This window comes from Brevibacillus gelatini, from assembly GCF_050920745.1.
In the GTDB taxonomy this organism is placed as follows: domain Bacteria; phylum Bacillota; class Bacilli; order Brevibacillales; family Brevibacillaceae; genus Brevibacillus; species Brevibacillus gelatini.
The window spans coordinates 643291-667742 of sequence record NZ_CP154342.1; the positions used below are offsets into that span (position 1 = coordinate 643291).

At 43.6% G+C, this 24452-nt stretch carries 20 protein-coding genes; 7 read left to right on the forward strand and 13 right to left on the reverse strand.

Features of this window, described 5'->3' with window-relative positions:
* Positions 1–97 precede the first annotated feature (97 nt).
* Positions 98–1069: an ROK family glucokinase gene (locus AAFJ72_RS03400; protein ID WP_432777139.1), complete on the reverse strand. Its 972-nt coding sequence runs from the start codon at positions 1067–1069 to the stop codon at positions 98–100.
* Positions 1070–1211: 142 nt separating this feature from the next.
* Here AAFJ72_RS03400 and AAFJ72_RS03405 point away from each other — a divergent pair, with 142 nt between their 5' ends.
* Complete coding sequence (locus tag AAFJ72_RS03405; protein WP_122903018.1) at positions 1212–2102, forward strand: diacylglycerol kinase; 891 nt, start codon at positions 1212–1214, stop codon at positions 2100–2102.
* Between the two features lie 131 nt (positions 2103–2233).
* Positions 2234–3682, forward strand: coding sequence for a 23S rRNA (uracil(1939)-C(5))-methyltransferase RlmD (gene rlmD / locus AAFJ72_RS03410; protein ID WP_432776057.1), 1449 nt, complete (start codon positions 2234–2236; stop codon positions 3680–3682).
* A 206-nt stretch (positions 3683–3888) separates the two neighbouring features.
* Here the strand turns inward: rlmD and AAFJ72_RS03415 are convergent, their stop codons facing one another.
* From AAFJ72_RS03415 to AAFJ72_RS03430, 4 genes are all read right to left on the reverse strand, one after another.
* Positions 3889–4179 carry a hypothetical protein gene (locus AAFJ72_RS03415; protein WP_432776058.1) on the reverse strand — a complete coding sequence of 97 codons (291 nt, stop codon included), beginning with the start codon at positions 4177–4179 and terminating at the stop codon, positions 3889–3891.
* A gap of 211 nt (positions 4180–4390) precedes the next feature.
* Entirely contained in the window at positions 4391–5158 is a 768-nt protein-coding gene (istB, locus tag AAFJ72_RS03420; protein ID WP_023559108.1) for an IS21-like element helper ATPase IstB, read from the reverse strand.
* A complete protein-coding gene (istA, locus tag AAFJ72_RS03425; RefSeq protein WP_432776059.1) occupies positions 5155–6378 on the reverse strand; it encodes an IS21 family transposase in 1224 nt (407 codons plus the stop codon). Before istA ends, istB begins: the two co-directional genes overlap by 4 nt.
* A gap of 93 nt (positions 6379–6471) precedes the next feature.
* Positions 6472–7077 (reverse strand): site-specific integrase, encoded by a 606-nt coding sequence (locus AAFJ72_RS03430; RefSeq protein WP_432776060.1) that lies wholly within the window; start codon positions 7075–7077, stop codon positions 6472–6474.
* Between AAFJ72_RS03430 and AAFJ72_RS03435 the strand changes: the two genes are divergently transcribed.
* Positions 6977–8194, forward strand: coding sequence for an IS256 family transposase (locus tag AAFJ72_RS03435; RefSeq protein WP_003842338.1), 1218 nt, complete (start codon positions 6977–6979; stop codon positions 8192–8194). The two genes, AAFJ72_RS03430 and AAFJ72_RS03435, sit on opposite strands and share 101 nt — an antisense overlap.
* 146 nt (positions 8195–8340) lie before the next feature.
* Here AAFJ72_RS03435 and AAFJ72_RS03440 read toward each other — a convergent pair whose 3' ends face one another.
* The 7 genes from AAFJ72_RS03440 to AAFJ72_RS03470 form a co-directional block, all read right to left on the reverse strand.
* The gene (locus AAFJ72_RS03440; RefSeq protein ID WP_432776061.1) at positions 8341–9183 is read right to left on the reverse strand and encodes a DNA primase family protein; all 843 of its coding nucleotides are present in this window, start codon (positions 9181–9183) and stop codon (positions 8341–8343) included.
* Entirely contained in the window at positions 9171–10028 is an 858-nt protein-coding gene (locus AAFJ72_RS03445; RefSeq protein WP_432776062.1) for a hypothetical protein, read from the reverse strand. The genes AAFJ72_RS03440 and AAFJ72_RS03445 overlap by 13 nt, the downstream gene beginning before the upstream one ends.
* Positions 10015–10581 (reverse strand): hypothetical protein, encoded by a 567-nt coding sequence (locus AAFJ72_RS03450; RefSeq protein WP_432776063.1) that lies wholly within the window; start codon positions 10579–10581, stop codon positions 10015–10017. Before AAFJ72_RS03450 ends, AAFJ72_RS03445 begins: the two co-directional genes overlap by 14 nt.
* Before the next feature lie 245 nt (positions 10582–10826).
* Complete coding sequence (locus AAFJ72_RS03455) at positions 10827–11951, reverse strand: IS4 family transposase (RefSeq protein ID WP_432774378.1); 1125 nt, start codon at positions 11949–11951, stop codon at positions 10827–10829.
* Between the two features lie 235 nt (positions 11952–12186).
* The gene (locus AAFJ72_RS03460; protein WP_432776064.1) at positions 12187–13488 is read right to left on the reverse strand and encodes a copper amine oxidase N-terminal domain-containing protein; all 1302 of its coding nucleotides are present in this window, start codon (positions 13486–13488) and stop codon (positions 12187–12189) included.
* A gap of 295 nt (positions 13489–13783) precedes the next feature.
* Positions 13784–15334, reverse strand: a complete 1551-nt coding sequence (locus AAFJ72_RS03465; protein WP_432776065.1) for a hypothetical protein — start codon at positions 15332–15334, stop codon at positions 13784–13786.
* 13 nt (positions 15335–15347) lie between these two features.
* On the reverse strand, positions 15348–15515 hold the full coding sequence (locus AAFJ72_RS03470; RefSeq protein ID WP_432776066.1) for a hypothetical protein: 168 nt from the start codon (positions 15513–15515) through the stop codon (positions 15348–15350).
* A 474-nt stretch (positions 15516–15989) separates the two neighbouring features.
* On the opposite strand from AAFJ72_RS03470, the gene AAFJ72_RS03475 reads away from it, so the two are divergent.
* Positions 15990–17135 carry an IS4 family transposase gene (locus AAFJ72_RS03475; protein ID WP_025845287.1) on the forward strand — a complete coding sequence of 382 codons (1146 nt, stop codon included), beginning with the start codon at positions 15990–15992 and terminating at the stop codon, positions 17133–17135.
* Between the two features lie 258 nt (positions 17136–17393).
* Here AAFJ72_RS03475 and AAFJ72_RS03480 read toward each other — a convergent pair whose 3' ends face one another.
* Positions 17394–18128: a DUF932 domain-containing protein gene (locus tag AAFJ72_RS03480; protein WP_432777140.1), complete on the reverse strand. Its 735-nt coding sequence runs from the start codon at positions 18126–18128 to the stop codon at positions 17394–17396.
* A 332-nt stretch (positions 18129–18460) separates the two neighbouring features.
* Between AAFJ72_RS03480 and AAFJ72_RS03485 the strand changes: the two genes are divergently transcribed.
* The 3 genes from AAFJ72_RS03485 to AAFJ72_RS03495 all read left to right on the forward strand — a co-directional run bounded on the left by AAFJ72_RS03485 (position 18461) and on the right by AAFJ72_RS03495 (position 24449).
* Positions 18461–20269 (forward strand): IS1182 family transposase, encoded by a 1809-nt coding sequence (locus AAFJ72_RS03485; protein WP_432776067.1) that lies wholly within the window; start codon positions 18461–18463, stop codon positions 20267–20269.
* A 210-nt stretch (positions 20270–20479) separates the two neighbouring features.
* Positions 20480–23233, forward strand: coding sequence for a type I restriction-modification system subunit M (locus AAFJ72_RS03490; protein ID WP_432776068.1), 2754 nt, complete (start codon positions 20480–20482; stop codon positions 23231–23233).
* Positions 23226–24449, forward strand: a complete 1224-nt coding sequence (locus AAFJ72_RS03495; protein WP_432777141.1) for a restriction endonuclease subunit S — start codon at positions 23226–23228, stop codon at positions 24447–24449. Before AAFJ72_RS03490 ends, AAFJ72_RS03495 begins: the two co-directional genes overlap by 8 nt.
* Positions 24450–24452 lie beyond the last annotated feature (3 nt).

Genomic DNA, 24452 nt, shown 5'->3' on the forward strand with positions numbered 1-24452 from the left:
GCGAGGCAGTTATGCTGCTGGCAGAAGCGCTTTTTTTACGGATGGGAAAAGTGGAAATTTTCAGGATAAACAAATCGTTTACGCACGAAAATGCCAGCTACTCTTCCATCTGCGAGCGGATCAGCCAGCCCGCTCCGTATACGCCGGCGTCGTTGCCCAGCGTGGCAGGGACAATCCCGGTTGCTTCCACGACGTACGTAAAGGGCACGAAGCGGGCGAAGGAATCGCGAATGCGGGAAAAGAGGAAATCGCCTGCCGCCGCCACGCCGCCTCCGATGACAAACTTGGCCGGATTCAGCGCAATCGCCAGATGGGAGAGGGCAAGTCCCAAGTAGAGCGCCACCTGATCGGTGATAGAAAGAGCAGCGGCGTCGCCTGCTACGGCTGCTTCGAATACGTCCTTTGCCCCGAGCTTGCCGTTTTCGGCCAGCACGGAAGCAAGGTATGGGCTTGTTCCGTTTTCGGCAGCGAGTCGCCCTTCACGGATAATTGCGGTGGCGGAGGCGTACGTCTCCAGACAGCCTTTTTTGCCGCAATTGCAGAGTGCGCCGCTGTCTGGCGTTATGGTGATGTGCCCGATTTCCCCGCCGACCCCGTTCATGCCGTGAACGATCTTTCCATCCAGGATGACGCCGCCGCCGACTCCCGTTCCGATTGTCACCAGCACGAGGTCTTGTGCGCCTTTGCCTGCGCCCTGCCACATTTCGCCCAGTGCCGCCGCATTGGCGTCGTTCTCGACAGCGACAGGCCGCCCTGTAAGTGCTTCCAATTTTTGCTTCAAAAAGACAGGCTTGGTCCAGTGCAGGTTGACTGCTTGCATGACAATGCCGTCTTTTGCATCGATAGGTCCGGGGATGCCTACGCCGATCCCGCTTACTTGCTCCAGCGCATAGCCATGCTTGTGTAGCAGGACGCGGGTCATCTCCGCGATTTTTTGCAGGACGCCATCCTCCCCATCTGCGACTGGTGTAGGCTCATGAGTTTTAGCCACCAGCTCGCCATCCGGGGTAATCAACGCCATTTTGATTGCTGTTCCACCTACATCAACACCAACGATGATTTTTTTCATCATTCTTCCCCTCGCTCTCCATTTTGCCATCTTTTTCTATATTATCACGCTGTCTCCTGCATAGCGATTCCCAAAAATGGCTATACAGGATATGATGGAAGGAAGTATACCCGTGAGCGAGGGAAGGAAGAAGGGATCTGCCTTGAAACGAGCCAGATTGATCTACAATCCGAGCTCCGGCCGGGAGATCGTACGGCGGCGATTGCCGGATATTCTCGATTTGCTGGAATCGGCCGGATACGAGACCTCCTGCCATGCAACCAGAGGGGAAGACGATGCAACCGAGGAAGCGGCCCGCGCCGTGGCCCGCGGCTTCGATGTCATCGTGGCTGCTGGCGGAGACGGAACCATATACGAAGTAGTGAACGGGATGGCGGAGCAAAAAGCACGCCCCACCCTTGGAATCATCCCCTGCGGAACCAGCAACGATTTTGCCCGGGCGCTAGGCATACCGAAGTCAATCACACGCGCTACAGAGATCATCACCAAAGGCAAGAAGAAGCGCATCGACCTGGGCCGGATCAACAACCGGTATTTTATGAATATTGCGGGAGGCGGCTCCCTCACCAACCTGACCTACGAAGTCCCGAGCAAGCTGAAGACGCTGCTCGGACAAATGGCGTACTACGTCAAAGGGCTGGAGAAGCTGCCCTCTCTGCACCCGATCCGCGTCCGCCTGGAAAATCGCAAGGAAGTGCTGCTGGATGAGGAGATCATGGTTTTTCTCATTGCCAACAGCCATGCTGTCGGCGGCTTCGACAAGCTCGCCCCGGAAGCAGATTTGTCAGACGGCAAGCTGGACGTCATCGTCGTGAAAAAGACGAATATCGCCGAATTCATTCGCCTCGCCGCACAGGCGGTTCGCGGCGAGCATCTGCGCGACCCCAACATTCTGTATTTCCAGGCAGATTACATCAAAGCGACCTCTCCCACAGGCGAGGTGGTCCAGCTCAATCTGGACGGCGAGCTTGGCGGACAGTTGCCTTGTGTCGTCGAGGCCTTGCCGGGACATATCGAGTTGTTCGTCCCGTAGGAAGATAGTAAAATGAATAGCAATAGCTGTAGGGATGCCGCGTTCGCTGTGCATCCCTGCCTGCTTCCTTTTGGCCAAAAGCCAAAAGCAGCCGGGAAGCAAGAGCGCAAGACAAAAGGAGCAAAAGAATCGTGGCAAAAACAACAAAAAAGCGGCGCGGACCGCAGCAGACCGCCAAGGTGGAGCTGGACGTCCCGGTACGTGTCGGTCAAACCGTGGAAGTGGAGATAACCGGACTGAACCACGAGGGCGCTGGAGTCGGCCGGGTTGAAGGATATACGCTGTTTGTAGACGGCGCACTCGCAGGCGAGCGAGTCCTTGCGCGTGTCGACCATGTCAAAAAGAACTTTGGCTTCGCGAAGCTGACGAAAGTGCTGGAAGCAAGCACCCACCGCGCACAGCCACCCTGTCCGCTGTACGACCGTTGCGGCGGCTGTTCGCTGCAGCACCTCGCCTACGAGGAACAACTGCGGCACAAGCAGCAGATCGTCCGCGACAATCTCCGCCGTATCGGCGGCTTTCAGGTGGAGGGAGAAGGGGCCATTACGGTGCACCCGACGCTCGGCATGACCGATCCATGGCGCTACCGCAACAAGGCACAGGTGCCAATCGGCGAGGAAAACGGCGCCTTGGTCGGCGGCTTTTACGCGGAAAAATCCCACTCCATCATCGACATGAATGAGTGCCTCATCCAGCACCAAAAGAACGACGAGGCAGTCGCCACCGTGAAGCGAGCCGCTGCTCCCCTTGGCATTAAGCCATACGACGAGGTGCGCGGCACAGGTCTGCTGCGCCATGTGGTCGTCAAGGTAGGGGTTAAGACGGGGGAAGTCATGGTCGTGCTTGTGACGACAGAGGAAGCCATTCCGCAGCGGGACAAGCTCGTGGAAGCGATCCGCACGGAGGTGGCAGGCGTCACCAGCATCGTGCAAAACATCAATCCGGACAAGACTAACGTCATTTTCGGCAAAAAGACCGTGACACTCTGGGGCAGCGACGTCATTTACGATTACATCGGCCCGATCAAATTCGCGATCTCGGCGCGGTCGTTTTACCAGGTCAACCCTGCACAGACGGAAGTGCTGTACAACAAAACGCTGGAATACGCCGGGGCAACAGGCACGGAAACGGTCATCGACGCCTACTGCGGCATCGGCACCATCTCGCTGTTTTTGGCGCAGAAGTCGAAGCATGTGTACGGCGTGGAGATCGTTCCGGAAGCGATTGCGGATGCGAACCGCAACGCCAAGTTGAACGACGTGGACAACGCGACGTTTGAGGCTGGCCCGGCAGAGGTCGTGATTCCGGCGTGGAAGGAGCGGGGCATCCGCGCCGATGTGATTGTGGTCGACCCGCCGCGCAAGGGCTGCGACGAGGCGCTGTTGACGACGATTTTGGAGATGCAGCCGGAGCGCGTGGTGTACGTGTCGTGTAATCCGTCTACGTTGGCAAGGGATTTGAAAGTGCTGGCGGAGAGGTATGAGGTGAAGGAAGTGCAGCCGGTGGATATGTTTCCGCATACGGTGCATGTGGAGTGTGTGGGGTTGTTGGTGCAGAAAGAAACAGCTGTCTGTAAGTGATGATTTATATGGGGTTGCAGACTGATACAGAACCTTCATTTTTGGTATAACAAAAGGGGTTTAACACGTTGCCGTAAATTTGCCGTAAAAATGTGTGTTAAATAAAAATAACAGAGCATAAAGCAACAAGTATTAACGAATCAGCGGTAGATTAGGATGGAAAACCAAGTCCTATACTACCGCTAGTTTATTGGGCAAAGAATCAGTTAATCCATTGAATTAACTATAGGAACACCGACTAAATATTGCTCTACTGTCCAATTATGAACATAATTTTTCTTCCTACTGGGTTTAATGCAATAATGGGTAAATGATGAACTTAAACTATGGCCATTTTTCAATAAATATTGCCCAATTGTTTGTCTGGCCTTCTTCAAACCACCAGTACGCATACCAACGACTGGTTCAGAAATTTCTTTGGCTATACCATTAGTAATTTCGTAAACAAAGTAAGTGCCAGTCTCCCTGCAACCTTCAATCCTAAAGTAATGATCCATTTATATACACCTCATTCAGGTTTTGTTATAAGATTATAGTGCAATTTTTGGGATTATTAAGGAAGGTTTCAGTATAAAATTGAAGCTATATTTTCTTGAAATGAACGAAAAAAAGACGTTGGGAGTGTTATCCCAATGTCTTTGTCAACGCCGACTTTATTTTGACCCACCCTCGCCGGTTTAGAACTGACCCACCCGGCGATTTTGTTGGTTAGGTGGTAGAGGGAGAGCCGTAGGCTCCAGTCCTCATTTTTTCACGAAGTCGGTAACTATTCCCCCTAATGTTAACGATGTGGGAATGGTGTAAGAGTCGATCCAGAATAGCTGTAGCAAGTATCGGATCGCCCATCAATTCCCCCCATTCACCGAAGCTCTTGTTGCTGGTCAACAGAATACTCCCTCTCTCGTATCTTGCACTTACTACCTGGAAAAAGAGGTTAGCTGCCAAACTGTCAAACGGTAAGTAGCCAATCTCGTCAATCACGAGGAGCTTAGGTCGAATATAGATACGGATGCGTTTATCCAGTCTGTTCTCCATGTAAGCTTTTCGCAGATCCTCGATGAGATGCGACAGACTGACAAAGTAAACGGATATCCCTTGCGAGATGGCTTCTACAGCCAACGCCACCGCCAAATGACTTTTTCCTACTCCGGGAGGTCCTAAGAACAAGACATTCTCGTGTCGGGTTACAAAAGTCATCGTGGCCAGCTCTCGAATCAATCGTTCGTCAATACTAGGTTGGAAAGCAAAATCGAACTCCTCTAGTGTTTTGCGGTAAGGCAAATGGGCAAGTTTGGTGCGTACCTCCATATTCCGCTTTTGACGTTCCGCTATCTCGGCATCAAGGAGCGTGTTGAGAAAGGACAGATAAGTGGGCTGTCCATGACTTGCCGCTTCCAAGTGAGCATCCAAAAGGAGAGCCGCTTGTTGAAGCCCAAGTTCCTCGAGGCGTAGTCGCGCCTGTTCCAGTTCAATCATGCTCCCACCTCCGTCAGCTGCTCATAGACGTCCAGCGAACGTACTTCCACTTGTTGCGGTGAAATCTGTCGGGCTTGTGGACGTGGATAGGCATATCCTTGAGCGGTCGAAAGACCTGCGTACTGGTTTTCGCAAAAAACAGTGGTGCGGGATCGATAGACCTTTTGATGTCGAGCAATACATGTGCCGTCGGCCCAGATTTCCACCCACCCATTCACTTCGCGAACGGTACTCTCACGTCCACTGTACCTCCATGGAACGCCATATCGTACACCATCGTAGCTAACAAATCCGTCTCGGCTGACCTTTCTTGGTTCATGTAAGTATTTTTCCCACCGTTCAGTTGAAGGGATGGGCGACAGATTTTCCTCACGGAGTCGGTCAAAGGGGCGGTCGCCAGTTGTTCCATGAATACGGCGGTTAATCCGCTCGCACCAGTGTAGGGCTTGTTGATTGAGATCCTGTAAATCAACGAAGCGTTTGCCAGGAAGAAAGTTGTTTTTTACGTATTGAACGCCTCGTTCCACTTTTCCCTTTGTTTCGGGGCGACGAACTTTGCATACTTTTGGAACAAGCCCAATCGCTGCGGCAAAGTCAGCAAAAAGCGGGTGCCAGCGAGGTTTTCGATCATCTCCCATGCCCAGTACGACGGTTTTCATCTGGTCGGTCAGCATGACTTTTGGGATACCTCCAAAATATTCAAAGGCATGAATCAAGCAACGAAGAAAACTGTGAATGTCACAACGCTTTGTGAACTCGATATAGGTGGAACGAGAGTACCCCAGTACCATGACAAATACCGGCACTTTTCGGACGGTACCGTCCAAATCTACGTAATCACACAGTCCCCAGTCGACCTGTGCATATTCACCGGGTTTTGTCTCGTAACGAAGAACAGCGGGAACTTGTTTGGGAGGACGGAAATCCTTCACATAGTCTTTCAAGATGGTACGTCCCCCGGTATAGCCCTTTTCTTGTAGAAGATCGAATAAAACCTCGCAGTTATAGATACCTTCTTGAAGACGTTCCTGCAGGAACGGTTTGAATGGATCAAGCTTGGAACCACGAGATTTACGGGTTCCCTTTTCGGGAATGAATTCACCCCGGAGATATCGGCGAACTGTATTTCGAGAATGCCCAGTTAGACGGGCAATTTCACGAATACTCTTGCCTTCTGCCCTCATGGTATGTAACGATATCACTATCCCACTCCTTAGCATGTGTCTCCCTCCGAAAATTAACTTGGCCGTTAATACCGAAGGGGATATATTCGCTAAAAGTGGGTCATTTTCTTTCCGGCGAACCTGGGTCAATTATATCCCGGCGGTGACAGTCTTTTTGCTTGTATGCTTCGTAGCATCAAAAGTGAGCAGATTTTCAAATTTTTCAGCAGCCGATTGATCAGCGGAACGCAGGGCATGTCCGTATATGTTCATGGTGGTGGTAATGCTGCCATGTCCAAGCCGTTCCGAAATCAATTTAGCATGAACGCCTTGATTGATGAGAAGTGTAGCGGATGTGTGGCGTAGATCATGGAAGCGGATATACCGGAAACCGTTTTTCTTGATAAATTGCCGAAACCACAGGTAGGGGCTTTCATGATGAAATGCTTTACCGTCCGCATGGGAGAAGACAAAGAAGTATTCACCGCCTTGCCATCGATCACCGATCATATCTCGTTCTTTCATGCGATAAATGTAGTAATCTCGCAATTCAGCAAGTACGGAAGGAGGAAGGGCAACCTTTCGTTTTGAATTCTTGAGAGCGTAAAAAGTTTTGTGTAAATGGTTAAACTTCCCATTAAGGAGATGATCATTTATGCAAGACAAAAGAGACATGACGATCAAGGAGTTAGCGAAGGATTGCCGTACCATCGAAGACGTGCACACCATGCTGAAAGATTTGTTCCGTGACACCATCCAGCAGTTGTTTGAAGCTGAAATGGATGCCCATTTGGGCTATACCAAACATAGTACCGATGGGGATCATTCAGGAAATAGTCGGAATGGGTATAGTAAAAAGACGCTAAAGACAAAGTTCGGGAACACAGAAATTCGTGTGCCTCGTGACCGTAACGGCGAATTTGAACCTCACATTGTGAAGAAGCATGAAACTACCACAAATGGCTTGGAGGAGCAAATTATCGCACTCTATGCTAAAGGAATGTCTACACGAGACATTGAGGAACACATGAAGGATCTGTACGGAATCGATGTATCTCCTGCGATGGTTAGCAAGGTGACCGACAAGATTATGCCAATGGTGGCAGAATGGCAATGCAGACCGCTGGATCGGGTTTACCCCATCGTGTTTCTGGATGCCATCCATTTTAAAGTCCGTCAAGAAAATCGAATCGTCAACAAAGCAGCTTACAGCGTTCTCGGCATTTCGATGTCTGGTCATAAGGACATTTTGGGCATCTGGATCGGCGAGCACGAAAGTGCGAGCTTCTGGCTCAATGTGTGCACAGATCTGAAAAGTCGTGGTGTAGAAGATATCTTGATTGCCTGCAAGGATGGACTGGCGGGCTTCTCCGAAGCAATCAACGCAGCGTTCCCAAGAACCCAGATTCAATTGTGCGTCATTCACCAGATTCGCAACTCGATGAAATATGTACCGTTCAAGGAAGAAAAGGCCGTTTTGGCAGATTTAAAAAAAGTCTATCAAGCTCTTACGCTGGAAGAGGCCGAATCAGCATTTGCTATGTTCAAAGACAAGTGGGGGAAGAAGTATCCCATCATTATTCGCTCCTGGGAAAGCAACTGGCTTGAATTGACCGCCTATTTCAGCTATCCCCCAGAAATCCGTAAGATGATTTATACAACGAATATTATTGAGGGGTATCATCGGCAACTTCGTAAGGTCACCAAAACAAAAACGGCGTATCCAACCGACGATGCCTTACGGAAAATCATCTATCTGGCAACCATGGAGGCTTCAAAGAAATGGACCATGCCCCTTCGAAGTTGGAAAGAATGTATATCGCAACTGGCCATCCATTTTGGAGACCGCTTGCAAGGGGAACTGTCCGCATAAAGGGGCTGTTGGGTCGGCTTGACATGGAGCCTCTGCGGGCATGATTCTTTGCGATTGGGCGATGCCTGTAAATCATGCATCGCATGGCTGACGAGCCTATCATGCCCGCCCCTCCATGTAAAGCCGTTGAAGTAGCCATTCACCTGTTACACAAAAAAATTTACATTCCCAAATCCTTCCAACGGGGTAGAACCATTGATTCTCATTTTTCCTGGTCTTACATTTAATTTAGCAATTTCGGCGAAAAACTCTCGTTTACTTAGTTTTTTGTAATCGTTTTCTCTGCAATATTTTGCATATGCAGAGAAGAGCTCCTTACGATGAACTTTGCATTCTTCGTTGTCGATCTCGATTAAACAACGGTCTCGTACAAATCCGGTTACATTGTTTAGCTCTGAGATATAGCGTGATTTGAAAGTATGGGCATCGTTACTCTCAGTAAAAATCAGATTATTGTCGATTAGTTCACGAAGACCTTCGATTGCCCAAGTTACAATGTAATCTTTCTCTTCGATTAATTTATCCAGTAGAGATTTATCTCTTCGTCCCTCAGGTATGGTGTTGTTGAAAATAATGAAGTGGATTCTGTCGGTAAAAGCCGTTGTTCCATCTAACTTACTTAGTAAAGGCATATGATTACCGCAAGCGACGAGTTTCGTCTTTCCGTAAAATTGGAAAGGGTCTTTTCCTTTTTTCTCAGCTGTGATTAAGTCTCCGCCAGTGAGAGCTTTAATGATATCAGTGCCTTTTATTGTTCCGGTCTCGTCCATCTCAGAGCTAATGTTTAGCTTAGATTTATACAATTCGGCAGTCATGAATCTTATTTCGCTCAATTGCTTCAACGTCATAGCAGTCGTATGTTTGGAACCAACTAGCGAACGCCAGAGTGATAGCCATACACTTTTTCCTGTATGCGGTAACCCGATCAAAACGAAGAATTTTTTTGCTCGCCATTCATTGCTAATAATGTAGCCTGTCAGTTGCTGCAAAGACTTCTTTTTTTGAACATCTCCTTCAGTGCATTCTTCAAGAAATTTTCTGAAAAAGTATCCTTGATTAGATGGTTCCCCCATTCTGCGATGGTTATAGACTTGAACACGAGAGGGGGGGGTCCCATAATTGGCATCAATGTAGCTAGTGAATAAAAAACTGGATTGTGCGGATACCAATTATTGTTGCGGATATCAAATACTCCATTTCTGAAGTTAATTAAGTGAGTATGTTTGTCGAACTCAGTATAGGATGTTTGGAGATCAGGGCTACTGACAATACGGTGTACGACCTCAGCAATCTTTTGCTTCCCGAGTCTTAGATCCAATTCCGAACTAATACTTTTACGTATTGCTACATATAGACTCGTTTCGGTCTGTTCCTCAAAGTAACCGAACTCAGAATTGTATATGAATACCGTTGTTCCGCAGCATCGAACTATATTTTTATCTAGGAATTCCATCTTGACTTGAACATCGATAGGTATTTTAGATACACTACTTTCTTCTTCATGGTTAAGTTGGTCTGGAGAACCCTTAACTTTTTTTGTCATGGGAACATCAATAGGTAGAGAATGTTGTTTCAAGTAATTTGGCTGTATTCGTCCTTGATTAAGGGAAGATGGAATGCTTATTTCATCGATAACTGTTTCGTAATTTTGAATATAAGACTTGTTTATACTCTTCATGGGTTTAAAGCTTGAGCATTCTACTGATTCAAAATTCATGTTTCTTGATTCAAGACCTTTTTTACTCAGTTTACCAGCTGTTAACTGATCCAGAGTTTTTGAAAAAATGTCATCGGCATCTATTTCGTGGGGTGGTATTGGTTTATTCATCTTCATTTTCTATACCTTCCAGCTGGATCAGATGTTTTGAAAGATTTGGGAAGTACTGGATCATCATACTGTAAGCAATGGCTACGATATTTTCACTGGCAGTCTTTGATGTAGTAAAGATATGACTAAACTTCCTATAAGGTAATCGTCCGTCGTAGAGTGAAAATTGAGTGAAATCCGGACAATGAAGAAGAATAATCAAAATTTCGTTACTGCTTTCGTCATCATCAGAAAGTTCGTAATACTGACCGCAGCAGTTAATATGAAATGTAATGTTGTCCTGTCCCTTATGATCTATCCAAACTCTTGTGATGTTGGAGGATTGATTGTTAGGGAAAGAAAAATGTTTGTTACCGTATCGGCCCATGCACAACTTCTCATCATTTCGGATTACTCCCATGACGAGGTTGTATGGCTCTAAATTAGTATGGTCGATTATGACACCTGAATCATCCGCACTACAACCTAAGAGCTGTATGTCCTTTCTTTTCTTTGTCAGGGAGTGAAGAAGCTTCCGCTCCTTTTCGGAAAGATTTTCGAGGAATTCGTTTTTAAACATTTTTTCCAACTCCTTTTCTTTATTGAAGTGCTTCTTGAGTTCAATCTTATAGGACATGATCATGAATGAACTGACATAAATCTCACTAGCGTTGCATAAAAATCGCCAGGATTAATAAACTGATTTTTCTGAACTGAATTCCACTTCCAAATGGCTAAAGAACGGAGTGACCCACAAAGGTAGTTCCGTCCATTTGGCATTTATATACACTTAAACCAGATGCTACACAACCGTTTCCTTCCTGCTTATGGATCAGGCTTTCTTCGTTTCGAGGTTAATCGCTCCCACCAGATTCGGCTATCCTCCCAGAGCATCACACGTAACCACCGATAGATTTGCAACAAGCTTTCTTGGCAAGCAGAGAAGATTTTGGCCAAGAGAAGTAAGCAAAAGGCGATCAGGGCAATGAACACTTGGTTCAGAACCGCTTCTTGGCTTTTTCCGTAAAACGAAGTGATTTTCACGTGTTGCTTCAACCATTTAAAGAAGATTTCAATGGCCCAGCGACTCCGATACATCTCGCTGATTTCTTCGGCAGATAACTCCCATCGATTCGTGATCAGCAGGAGGGGATTTCCCTGTGAATCGGTTGTCTCTATGAGGCGAAGGACATGTTTCATTCGCTTTTGCTGTGTCCCCATTTGTACATAACCATCTCTTTTGATGGAACTCCCTTCGGAAACCGGACGATCAAACAGATACCGGATAGCTGCCTTCTTCTTTACTCGCGTAACGAAGAAGATCCGGCGTTCGCAGAACGCGTCAAACTTGGCGTAGTCTACAAATCCTCGATCAAACACATACGTTGTACCCGGATGGTCTACGAGCGTATCGAGTTGAGTCCGGTCATGAACACGTGCTGGCGTCAGTTGTACCCTTTCCGGATAAACGTCTTCTGAAGAAGCAAATGCGACCCGGAAGTGAAGTTTTACTCCCGCTTTTGTCTCACGAAAGGTCGCCCACTTGTATGTATGGAGGCACAAAGGGATCGTGGTCGCATCTACGATGCGAAAATCACGTTTCATCGCTGGGGGAAGAGAGCATAGCCGAATCCGTTGAACCAAGTCCCTGAACACACGTTGTAACAGGTTGGAATGAGACTGCTGATGCTTGCGTGAAAGTTGGGAAGGACTGATCGAGGTAAAGCCAAGTTCTTGTTGAAATTTCCTTCCTAACGCGTCATCTGCAATCGCCCGTAATCCTTCTCGCTGCTGAAGGTGAGCATGCAGAAACAACAGGAGATAGGCGGAGGTCGTCAGCTTTTTGACGTACTTGTCGTGATCACTAGAAGCCAAATCTTCAAAAAAACGTTTCGAAAAAATAGGCGAAACCCATTTACCAAATGACGAAAATAAGGTATTCTTGTCCATACATGTAATCCTTTCAGTGGATTTGGACAGAAACTACCTGACCATTCCATTGTAAAGGATTTTTTTGTGTCTTCCATATTCAACATAAAAATACTGAATATTATGTTTGTTCTGGTTATATTAATGCAACGCTAGTGATATAAATCAAAGAAACATGTGGGTGTATTTTGAGGCCAAAATAAAGAAAGGCAGGAGGATTGAATTATCTGATAACCTCATGCCTTTCTTTGGATAATTATTCGGATAGTACAACTGCTTTAGCATCCATCCACTGATCTGCTAGCCATGTAATGCCATAAATTTTAGACATTTCTCGCTCTTTACCTGGATCAACTAGGAATGATGCAGTGTCCCAGTATACGAGTACTTTCGTTCCACGAATATCTTTTACATATCCGCTAAATGTACCTAATGCAACTCGATCTCCAATATGAATCCATTTTCCATAATAGTCTAATGGATCAGTATTGTTGTATTGCACTTGTTCATGTTTTTTCTTATTTTGTTCTACAACATCCGCAAGGGTTTGGCGATTGTCTTCCTGTTTTTGAAAAGCATCAAGCATGGAGATTTTATAGTTGTATTCTAACAAATCCATTTGTTGAGGTTCTGCTCCGCCATAATAAATTAGGATCATTTGTGAATTTCCATCCCAAAGCAATTTTGCTCCGAGATTTTCTGTTACAAAGCGCACAGGAAGCATCGTTTTCCCTTTAATTATAGTTGGAGGGACTTCGAGTTTTTTGATAACGCCATTCACAAGTGCTGATTTACTATCTATCCAAAGGTCAATTGAATTCTGATTTAATGTTATTGTTACTTTTCTTTCGGTTCCGTTCCAGTGAACAGTTCCTCCCATCTGTTTAATAATGGGGGCGATTGGAAGTAAAGTGCTACTGTTTCGAATGATCGGTGTAACGCTATGGTCGTTTTCGTCGAATAAGTTACCGTCGTCCTTAGTAAGCAACCAAGGGCTATTGATTTTCATGGCTAGTGTGACCGGATTAACTGCTTCTATTTTTCCAGATCCATTATTATTAACCATCGTGAACTCTAGGGTGTGTCCCTTTGGATTATAATGTGTGGTAAATTTATTTCCAAATTTCGGATTCTGGAGAATATCGCTAATAAAGCTAAGCGGTACAAAAATGCCGAGATTGTAAGAGTCCAAATATCCTGCTTCAACTTCCATTCGGTAACTATCGCCGGTTTGTACTAAACAGCTTCCAGACTCATCAAGCTCATATTCTTGCACTTCGGGTTTTCCGTGTGTAATTTTGAAGCATTGACCTTGAAATGTGACAAAAGAATAAGCAGGGGATTCGTTGTAATAGACTGTCTCTGTTCCGCTTATATCAAGGAAATTTAGGATTTGGCCAATAGGGAAAATTTCTACTCCATTTCGTTCAATTGGAGCATGTATCCATCCTTCATTTTGACCGACTAGTTTTATAGCTATTTCTGCTGCAAATGCTGATTGATTCATGGTGAGGGACAGAGTAATGATGAAAATCAAGCTGAGAATCGTTTTCCTCATCGAGAGAACCCCTTTTTTTATAGTTATTTATAAGTTTTTCCTTGGGCATGAATCTGAGAAAGAGCTCGTTTGATGCAAGATTTGTTAAGTCCAGGTCAATTGACCGTTTGGTGATCGGTATAGCCTTCACAGAATGACTGCTTTGAAACATGCCAAGGTTAAATTATCTCATTTTTCATTGTTAGAGTGATAGATGTTTTAGCCAGTTTCTTTTAATTCGCCCAATGGGTTGCTGTGATTTTTCGACTTTCACTGTTATATTTGTGTATGGCGTCGTTTGCTGCAGAGCAGAAAATTATAAAATTGAATAATATAAAGCATATACAGTCGGTGAGTTTTCATCCGCGGAAAAAAAGTCAAGATTATAGTCGCCCATGGAATATTGGATGACATAGCAACCTTCAAGATTATCGTACCCTCTATAATCCGGCTCTCCAAGTTTTTTAATAATACTTTCAGGTAGATCTCCAATTGTAATTCCAAGCACGGAATGACCGTTTACAAAACGAATGGCTGTAATTTCACCTTCTGTAATGTTTCCATTTATGTTCAGTTGCGAAGTTGTATAGTAAATGGCATTGGAAAAAACAAATGCAAATCCAGTTCCTGTATCGATTTCTTCTTCCATTTCACCGTTTAAATCGCTTAAAGTGATCGTACTGTCACCAATGCCGGACGGAATTCCTGGGATTCTTCCGCCATATAAACTGCTAGGCAACGCTCTTTTTGAAGTTTCAGATGCTGAAAGACTGTTATCATGATCTTGTAATTGAACGGAAGAAAGTAGTTTGTCCGTAGTTTTCTTACCTTTCGATTGATTCAATTCAGCAGATGCATTTTTATCCTTTGTAGCAGGGATTTCGTGCTTCAATGGGATTTCAAACATAAACGGCTCGATATTCACTTTCCAGTTATCGCTACTGCCCTCGAATATAACAGTAAAATTATCACCGTTGAGGTCAATAGCTTGAAAAACAAGTACTCCTTCAGTAGTAACGCCTGAACGGATATTGTCGCTGTTTATTTCAGGATAATTTGCATGAAAGTTAGTGATTCTCTCGTATTGCTTGTCACTCTGAATCAATGAGGATGAGTAGGTATGAAAATCAATTGTATCTGCCGATTCGTTCTTTATTTTGAGGTGTACACGAGTTTCCTGTTTTGCCAGTTCAACTTTGGTTACTGACATGACGTTTCCGTTTTGATTTTGTTCCTGATTCACTTGAATCGTCCTTATGGCAGGGGCAAACGCTGTAGCGTAATCCGTTTTTTCTACCTTTTTGGCTACAATGGAAGGAATTCTCAATATGGCTCCAAAGGCATTTTTTCCCTGAACCATATCTTGAACTTCGCCTACAATATGCAGTATGTCTCCTTTTTGAATGTCAAAGGTAGTGTCATCCAGACGAATAATCGTGTTCTTGTTATTGTCGTCTTGGGCGTATACTTGGAAGGATTGATACCTTTCTGTTTTTTCGGGTATTTGGAACACTCGCCCGTAAAAATCAATCTGATAGCCTTTAAACGATTTCGCATCTGTATAGAGTTGGTCAAATTGCTGTTCAGTTAAAAATGTTTCTTGGCTCATCGTATTATCGTTCCCATTGCTTACAGCTAATCCAATGACTAAAAGTAACAATGCAGCTACTCCTGAAAGAGTTAGTCCTAATTTCGTTTTTTGCTCCATTTTGCGTGGTTCATTTTCTGGCAACAAGAATCCTGTACCGGACAAAAGGGAAGTTACCGCGCCGATCAAAGCTGCAATGCCGATATCTCCTACCATCATACTGCCAAAAATTAAACCACTAATGCCTATCAAAATTTGCAAAATACCAATGACTTTCATTTCAGTCCTCCAATTATGACGTCTGTTTATTTTTGGATGTTCTTATAAGAAAACCGATGCCGGAAAGTAATGCGGAAGAGGCGCCAATCATCGCTGCAATTCCTATATCCCCGAACATAACGCTGCCCATTGCTATTCCGACTACTCCAATGATAACAAGTAAAATCCCGATAATTTTCATCCTTAAAACTTCCTTTCGAGCAATATCTAGTTCTCGTTCGTACTCCTAGTTTGAATTGCTGACAAATTCATCCTCATTGTGTTTTTTCATCTCTACTAAGACGGAAATGTCTCTCTGCTACGAGACACATATGGATACGGCAGTTTAGTGCCGCGAAATCAGTGGATATAAGACCTTGTACCGACTTTTTCTTTGAATGAGTGGTTTAGATTTACGTTTCCCCCTTTATGACAACAAAAAGACGAAAGTCATGAAACTCCAGAGTAAAATATCATGAGAAAGATACCAAGTCCTCACGAACTTTTTCCTGTTTTTTCTTATGTGTAAGTGTCGAATCACTAGCGTTGCATTAATCTTTTCCCATCATTCAAAATACACATAATCTTTGGTATTTGGTTGTCTAGGGAACAAAAAAATCCTTTACACTGGAAAGGTCAGGTAGTTCCTGTCCAAATCCAACGCAAAGGATAGCTCATGGACAAGAATACCCTATTTTCTTCATTTGGTAAATGGGTTGCACCCATCAATATTATGAAACTTCAACAACGAATTGACGAAACGGATCAAGACAAGTACGTGAAGAAGCTGACGACAAAAGCGTATCTTCTCCTATTTTTACATGCCCAACTTCAGCAACGCGAAGGGCTTCGAGCCATTGCTGACGATGTTCTATCAAAGAAATTTCAGCAAGAATTAGGACTGTCATCGATCAGCCCCGCACAGCTTAGTCGAAAAAACAATCGGGTAGAACCTGCTTTGCTTGAAGAAGTTTTTGTCGACCTTGTCCAGCAAATTCAACGCGTTTCTGGAAAAGCCTGCTCTCTTCGAAAACACATAAAGATCATTGATTCCACTACAATTGGATTATGTTTGCAAAAGTATAAGTGGGCAACCTTTCGCGAAACAAAGGCAGGAATCAAAATTCATCTTCGTCTCGTTTTCGCAAGCCAGGAGGATGTCTATCCTGAAAAGATTTCCCTAACTTGTGCCAAATCCAATGACCGCACCCAAATGGAGTCGCTGATTGATGAGATCGGAGCCATGTACGTCTTTGATCGAGGGTACGTGGATTATGAAAAGTTCGATGAGTATACCGATCAGGGCATCTTTTTTGCTTCACGTCTCAAGGATAACGCGGAAACTCGTCATTTGTATACTTTCAAAGTACCACCAGAAAGCTCCGTTTTATCCGACTCCATGATCCTTCTTGGAACGCCACAAAAACGGGTGGATAATGTGTTACGACTGATTGAAACGCATGATTCGAAAGGAAATCGTATTCGAATCATCACCAATAGGTTCGACTTAGAAGCAGAAGAATTGAGCGACATCTACCGTTGGCGCTGGCAAATAGAACTGTTTTTCAAATGGATGAAACAACACGCAAAGATCAAGACGTTCTATGGAACAAGTGAAAATGCGGTCTGGAATCAAGTTTTTCTCGCTCTCATTGCTTACTGCTTGTTGCTTCTTGTAAAGCTGGAAAGAAACAGTCAGCACAGTCTGCTGCAAATCAGTAGATGGCTCAAAGTGTTTCTCTGGCAGACCTTTGAACAATGGATAGGCAGAATGGATTACCAATCCAAACGAACATCCAGAGGGCGACAGAAAAGGAAGTAAGTGTTGTTTGTTGTTGTCGATGTTGTAATAAATGTATAAAACTGCCAAATGGATAGTGGCTACCTTTTGCTTGGCTGTTCTCGTTTTTGGTTGTGAAGTTGAAAATGTCATTCAGAATAATTTGACAATAGATGGATTCATTTTTTATGCAACGCTAATGGTGTCGAATATACTTGAAATTTGGAGAGACCATAGGCATTTGAATCGTTTTCTAAAGCTAAAGCTGCAAAGGTAAAAAACTAAAATTTTTAATAGTACCTATGTCCAGCAGAGTTTAACTAACGGCTTCACATGGGTAGCAAAGTCAGATAAGGCGCAGATGAAGCGATACCCATTCTTCCCAACGTGTTCAAGATCAGGAGCCTCGAAATACCGAAGTTTCATATCGGAACGTAAAAATTCGACATTCTTCTGCTGGATTTTTGTCGCATTGTCTGGCATAGGTAGCAGAAGTTCAATATATTCTAAGACTTTGTGATCGGGCATCTTGATACGGTGCAACTGATCCAATTCAGACCCTAGCTTTTCCATGTAGTACTCAGCTAACAGAAGTGTCTTTTTCGCTTCATTCAGTTTAGATTTGATATCGCCGGTATGAATAGTTGTCCAGATTCTTTTGGCTTTATTTAAAGCAAGATTTAAGGTATTCTGGCAGACCACACGAATTGGAGTCATTGCTACTTTGATGCTTCCACTTCCGTCATGGCTGTTGGAGAAAACTAGATATGGACTGATGTGATCTCCTGCGATAATGTAGTTATCAGGCAATTTGGCAAGCAGCCATACTTTCCTTCCGTTTTGCAGACTTCCTGCTGTTTCGTAGCGAACGCCTTCTCCGAGCAAATCATCAGTGAAGGCAAAGGCTTCGTGGTTGTTCACGATGGAGTAGCGGCGGTTACTTACGATGCCAAGCACTTGGTCATCTATTGACCTTATGTTAGCTTTGAAACCAGATATCTCAATACCGTCATCCGTCTGAATTGACTTTTGAATTACTTCCTAATTTAGCCCAGCCGCGCATAACGCTTCTTCAGAGCTTAGGGCATGGTCGACTCGATTACCTAGTCCATGCCATGGGGCTTCCCTTGTGTAGAACATGGATTCAACTTCGTGTGCCATGAAATCATCTCCTTATGATTGGTTTATTAAAACAGCCTATTAGCGTGTTTTTACTGGAAATAAAAATGGGGCTGTCCAGAAAGTCAGTGTAAACTGACTGCTGGAGGCCCCGTTTTTATTTGAAATGTGAAAATTAGGCACAAAAAAATCGCCACATCCTGTAGAATGGAAGTTACCACACCACCAACTCAGAAAGGGCGATTTTTTTGCGTAATCGAACGACTACTACTGAACAGTATATCACGGAACTTTCACTTCCTCTAGGGGATATAGAAAAGAATAGGATTGCCAAACGAAAACTTGCTCCTACATTCAAATCTTACGACAACAAGCAAATCCAAATGATTCTGGATTTGGAATTGTATATCCCGCCCCATCATGTGGCACGTGTCATTGATGAGATGATCGAGGCCATTCCAGACAAGCAGTTGTTCGCGCATTATACAGGGGGCGGTCGCAGCTCCTATCATCCGAAAATGCTGCTGAAAGTCATTCTTTACGGATACTCGCAGAAAGTCTATTCCTGCCGTGGAATCGAAAAGCTGTTGCAAGAGAACATCCCTGCCATGTGGCTGGCTGCGATGCAACAGCCCGACTTTCGGACCATAAACGAGTTCCGTGGTGTACGCATGAAAGCTCTCATAGACGAGTTGTTTGAAACCATGATTCAAAAGCTGATTGCGGACAATTACATCACGATGGAAAACTACTTTCTCGATGGCACGAAGATCGAAGCCAATGCAAACAAGTATTCCTTTGTATGGAAAAAGTCCGTACTTCGCTTTGAAGAGAAGCTGAAGGAAAAGATCCAGGAGACCCTTGCCCATATTCATAGCCTTACCCGACAAGAGGCTGGAGAGTATGTCGCTGTCCATTCAGAGGAACTCCCTGCCAAGCTCGAAGAAGCCGCCGCCGCATTGGAGGAAAAAGTCGAAGAATTGACGGAACAAATCGCTAACACAAGTGAGAGTGCCGAACGGAAAATCTTGCGCCAAGAGCGTAGTGCCCTGAAGCAACCCCTAAAACAAATCCGTGAGGATTTTCTTCCCCGCCTGACGAAGTATGAACAGCAAAAGGTCATCTTCGGTGAGCGCAACAGTTATTCCAAAACAGACCCGGATGCCACGTTTATGCGAATGAAGGAAGACCACATGAAAAATGGGCAGTTAAAGCCGGGATACAACGTGCAAATAGCCACGGAAAACCAGTTTATTTTGTCTTACAGCCTTCATCAACGTCCAACGGATACGCGATGCTTCATTCCACATATGGAACGACTGGCTGCGTCTTCTTTACCGATGCCAAAAACGGTCATTGCCGATGCGGGCTATGGCAGTGAGGAAAACTATTTGTATGCAGTTGGAGAAGAAAAAGAGCCGCGTTTTGATTTTCTCATTCCCTATAGCAACTACATGAAAGAGAAAACGAGAAGTTACCAAAAAGATATACGACATGCATCGAATTGGACGTACGAAGAGTTGGATGATCGATTCATTTGCCCTAACGGCCGAAATGTTCCATTTAAGAAATATCAAACGAAAAAAACACATTCTGGTCTGGAACAGAGCTTCAAGATTTATGAATGTGAGGATTGCAGGGATTGCCCACTCAAGTCAGCCTGTACGAAAGCAAAAGGAAACCGCCAGGTACACTGGAATACGATCTGGGAAGAGTTGAAAGCAAAAGCCAAAGGAGCCCTTGAGGATGACGAGAAGTCCGCTATCTATTTTCGGCGTAAAGTCGAAGTCGAAAGCGTGTTCGGTCACATCAAGGGCAATCGGTCGTTCCGCCGATTTTCCTTGCGAGGGTTGGATAAGGTTCATACAGAGTTTGGGATTGTGGCTTTAGCCCACAATCTACTGAAGGTGGCGAGCATCCGCCTGACTGCCTTCATCAATAAAGAGACGAAGGAACTAAAAAATGGACGGGAACCTTTCGGTTTTCCGCCCATTTTTTATTTTGGGGACTTATTGGACAGCCCCATTCAAGAGTATAATATAGAACTGAAAAGCTGAGATATACTGGATTATAGGTTCAAAACTGATCATTGCTGGGCCTCTTATTAAGGGGGGCGGACAGATTGTTCTACGGAATTCGGTCAATAAATTTTGTATAATAAATGATGTGTGGATATAAAAGGGTGATATGATCGTTTGTGAATTCCTTACTTTTCTAGAAGATACAATGTAATTTATTAAATATGTTTGTAGAGAGGATAAAAGTTTATGAATAAGCAACAACTTGCAAAGAAAATATGGGAATCCGCTAATAAAATGCGTTCAAAGATCGAGGCTAACGAATTTAAAGATTATATATTAGGATTTATTTTTTACAAATACCTGTCCGACAAAGAGTTAAAGTTTTTAAAGGACAACAGCTTTACTCAGGAAGATATCGAGGGACTTTCTGAAGATGATGCAGAAACAGTGAAGTTTGTCCGAGAAAATATCGGATACTTTATTGCCTACAAGGACTTATTCTCAACTTGGCTTAATATGGGCAGAGATTTTGATGTGTCAAATGTTACGGATGCCCTATCGGCATTCAATCGTCTGATTAACGCTTCCCATAAGAAGGTGTTTGAAGGCATATTTGATACTCTGCAGACTGGTTTAAGCAAGCTTGGTGATAGCTCCGCCTCACGAACAAAAGCGATTAACGATCTGATTCATCTGATTAAAGATATTCCTATGGATGGAAAACAGGACTATGATGTCCTTGGTTTTATTTATGAATATTTGATCAGTATGTTTGCTGCCAACGCTGGGAAAAAAGCAGGGGAGTTTTATACTCCACATGAAGTATCTTTGCTTATGTCCGAAATTATTGCAAACCATTTAAAGGACAGGACGGAAATAAAAATATACGACCCTACGAGTGGTTCAGGCTCTCTTTTAATCAATATTGGTCGTTCTGTTTCAAAGCATATTGATGGTGAAAAAAACATCAAATACTATGCACAGGAACTGAAGCAGAATACATACAATCTTACTCGTATGAACTTAGTTATGCGTGGCATACTCCCAGATAATATAGTAACTCGCAATGGTGATACTTTAGAAGAAGATTGGCCCTACTTTGATGAAACTAATCCGGTGGAAACGTATAATCCACTTTATGTGGATGCGGTTGTATCTAATCCCCCGTACTCTCAGCATTGGGACCCAGGTGATAAAGCAACAGACCCTCGGTATGCACGTTTTGGTCTCGCTCCGAAATCAAAAGCTGATTATGCTTTCCTACTTCATGACTTATATCATCTTAAGCCAGATGGTATTATGACAATCGTACTTCCACATGGTGTTTTATTCCGCGGCGGTGAAGAGGGAGAGATACGCAAAAATCTGATTGAAGGTAATCACATTGATGCAATCATTGGACTCCCTGCTAACATTTTTTTTGGGACAGGTATTCAGACGATTATTATGGTACTGAGGCAAAAACGAGAAAATACTGATGTGTTGATTGTAGATGCATCGAAAGGTTTTATTAAAGTTAACAAGAACAATAAACTTAGAGCCTCTGACATTAAAAAGATCGTTGATGCCGTTATTGCTAGAGACGATATTGACAATTTCTCAAAAAAAGTCAGCCGCGATGATATCAGGAAAAATGAATACAATTTAAATATCCCAAGATATATAGATTCCTCTGAAGGAGCAGAAAAATGGGACATTTATGCTTCTATGTTTGGAGGTATTCCTGTAAGAGAGATTGATGAACTTCGTGAGTACTGGATTTCTTTTCCAGGATTACAAGAGGCATTATTTAAAAAAGTTTCGGAACCTTACACTGAACTGGCAACTGAAGATATTGAACAGACTGTTAATGAACATCCTGCTGTATTGTCCTTTTTCTCCAACTTTAGGAGTGCTTTCGGAGATTTCGATCAATTTTTGAAAAACGAGCTTATAACGAAAATGTCTAACCTCAATATTTCAAAGGAAGAGGCCGTTTTAAGTGACGACATTTTTGCCCGTCTTAATTCAATTCCGCTCATTGATAAATATGAAGCATATCAATTGCTAAACGATGAGTGGATAAAAACATCTGTTGATCTTGAAATAATTCAGACTGAGGGTTTCAATGCAGTAAAAAAAGTTGATCCCAATATGGTTATAAAGAAGAAGGACGGTAGGGAAGAAGAGGTACAGGATGGCTGGATCGGTCGTGTTATTCCGTTTGAGCTTGTTCAGCGGACGCTACTTTCGGAAGAATATAAAGCACTTAAACAAAAAGAAGGCCGCCTTACCGAAATCTCAGCAGAATATGATGAAATACTCGAGTCACTTTCTGAGGAGGATCGTAATTTAGTAACAAACGATGACAACGATGCCTTTGTCGCAAAAGAGGTTAGTAATATACTCAAAGCAATTTATACCGATGTGGATACCAAAGAAATTCGGGCCTTGAAAGCATATATCGAACTAACCAAAAAAGCAGACAAACTTTCCTTTATCAGTGCAAATGATGATGTAGTTTGGTCCAATATGGAAGCAAATAAAGATGGCACTTATGGCAAACCAGAAGTAAATGCTTATTTAGAAAAGCTTCAGTCCGCTATTGAATTTCCAGAAGAATCCTTTGAAGCAAAAATTGTAAAAGTGAGTAAGTTAATGACCGAGGAAAAGGAAGTAAAATCCCAAGTAAAAGCTGATGCCGCGGCACTGCATATGAAAACAAAGGAAACTATTGAATCGCTTTCTGATGAACAAGCGCTTAAATTGCTCGAACAGAAATGGATACTTCCACTTATCGAGAGCATTAACCAACTTCCCCATGCGGTTATTGGTGAACTTGTTGGAAAAATCAAAGCGATTTCTAAAAAATATGCTGTTACATACTCAGCGGTCGTATCAGAGATACAGGAAACAAAGTCTACTCTCTCGGCACTCATGGATGAACTCGTTGGCAACGAGTATGATATGAAAGGTCTTAGCGAGTTTCGGAGGCTGTTAAAGGGTGAATTATATGACTGAAATAGATAAAAAACCAGAGATTCGCTTCATTTGCTTTTTCAATGATTGGGAACAACGTAAAGTTGGTGAGATCGTGACCGATGTAGAACGGCCTATCATATTGAAGGATGACGAGGTATACCAGTTGGTTACTGTGAAACGCCGCAACGAAGGCGTAGTGTCTCGTGGATTTTTAAAAGGTAGGGATATTCTAGTAAAGAACTATTTCGAGATCAGGACTGGTGATTATATTATATCGAAGCGTCAAGTGATACATGGCGCAAACGGACTAGTTCCCGAACACCTAGATAAATCAGTAGTTTCCAATGAATATTTAGTGGTAGTTAGTAATGATATTATTTCCTCCAAATTTTGGGCACTCATATCAAAACGTCATGACATGTATAGAATGTTCTTACTTAGCTCTTACGGCGTTGATATTGAAAAGATGGTTTTTAATATTGACGATTGGAAAAAGCGAACACTCATTATTCCTTCTAAGTCGGAACAAAATAGAATTATTGAGTTTTTTGAACGTCTCGACAACCTGATCACACTTCATCAGTGTAAGTATGATAAATTAGTAAACTTCAAAAAATCTATGCTTGGAAAAATGTTTCCGAAGGATGGAGCCAATGTTCCGGAATTCCGTTTTGCCGGATTTAATGATGCTTGGGAACAGCGTAAGTTGGGAAGTATTGCGACTAGTACCTACGGTGGAGGGACACCGGCAACAAGCAATGAAGAATATTGGAATGGCAATATACCATGGATACAATCATCTGATTTGACTGAAGATGAAGTGTTCGGAGTTTCACCAAGAAAATATATTTCCGAGGCGGGATTAAGGAATTCTGCAACAAAATTAATACCCGAAGATTCTATTGCTATTATTACGCGTGTAGGAGTTGGAAAACTCGCTATAATACCGTTTGCTTATACTACAAGCCAAGATTTTTTATCGTTAAGTGGACTTAATATTGACCCATGGTTCGGGGTATACGCATGTTATAAAAAATTGCAAAGTGAATTACATAAAGTACAAGGAACATCCATCAAAGGAATTACTAAAAATGAACTTCTTGAAAAGAGTATTTTCGTGCCTATAAGTGAAGACGAACAAAAGAAAATTGGTAACTTTTTTAAGGTACTCGACAATCTCATTAATCTTCAAAAGCGTAAGTTGAACAAATTGAAAAATATCAAAAAGACTATGCTAGAAAAGATGTTTGTATAGGTG

Coding starts and splice junctions, on each gene's coding strand:
- AAFJ72_RS03460 (WP_432776064.1), bottom strand. CDS start 13,488: ATGAGGAAAACGATTCTCAGCTTGATTTTCATCATTACTCTGTCCCTC.
- AAFJ72_RS03430 (WP_432776060.1), bottom strand. CDS start 7,077: ATGGTGTCACGGAACAAATCTTTCAGCATGGTGTGCACGTCTTCGATG.
- AAFJ72_RS03475 (WP_025845287.1), top strand. CDS start 15,990: ATGGACAAGAATACCCTATTTTCTTCATTTGGTAAATGGGTTGCACCC.
- istA (WP_432776059.1), bottom strand. CDS start 6,378: ATGCTAAGGAGTGGGATAGTGATATCGTTACATACCATGAGGGCAGAA.
- AAFJ72_RS03435 (WP_003842338.1), top strand. CDS start 6,977: ATGCAAGACAAAAGAGACATGACGATCAAGGAGTTAGCGAAGGATTGC.
- AAFJ72_RS03470 (WP_432776066.1), bottom strand. CDS start 15,515: ATGAAAATTATCGGGATTTTACTTGTTATCATTGGAGTAGTCGGAATA.
- AAFJ72_RS03445 (WP_432776062.1), bottom strand. CDS start 10,028: ATGAAGATGAATAAACCAATACCACCCCACGAAATAGATGCCGATGAC.
- AAFJ72_RS03400 (WP_432777139.1), bottom strand. CDS start 1,069: ATGAAAAAAATCATCGTTGGTGTTGATGTAGGTGGAACAGCAATCAAA.
- AAFJ72_RS03450 (WP_432776063.1), bottom strand. CDS start 10,581: ATGTTTAAAAACGAATTCCTCGAAAATCTTTCCGAAAAGGAGCGGAAG.
- istB (WP_023559108.1), bottom strand. CDS start 5,158: ATGATTGAACTGGAACAGGCGCGACTACGCCTCGAGGAACTTGGGCTT.
- AAFJ72_RS03495 (WP_432777141.1), top strand. CDS start 23,226: ATGACTGAAATAGATAAAAAACCAGAGATTCGCTTCATTTGCTTTTTC.
- AAFJ72_RS03465 (WP_432776065.1), bottom strand. CDS start 15,334: ATGAAAGTCATTGGTATTTTGCAAATTTTGATAGGCATTAGTGGTTTA.
- AAFJ72_RS03415 (WP_432776058.1), bottom strand. CDS start 4,179: ATGGATCATTACTTTAGGATTGAAGGTTGCAGGGAGACTGGCACTTAC.
- AAFJ72_RS03455 (WP_432774378.1), bottom strand. CDS start 11,951: ATGGACAAGAATACCTTATTTTCGTCATTTGGTAAATGGGTTTCGCCT.
- AAFJ72_RS03490 (WP_432776068.1), top strand. CDS start 20,480: ATGAATAAGCAACAACTTGCAAAGAAAATATGGGAATCCGCTAATAAA.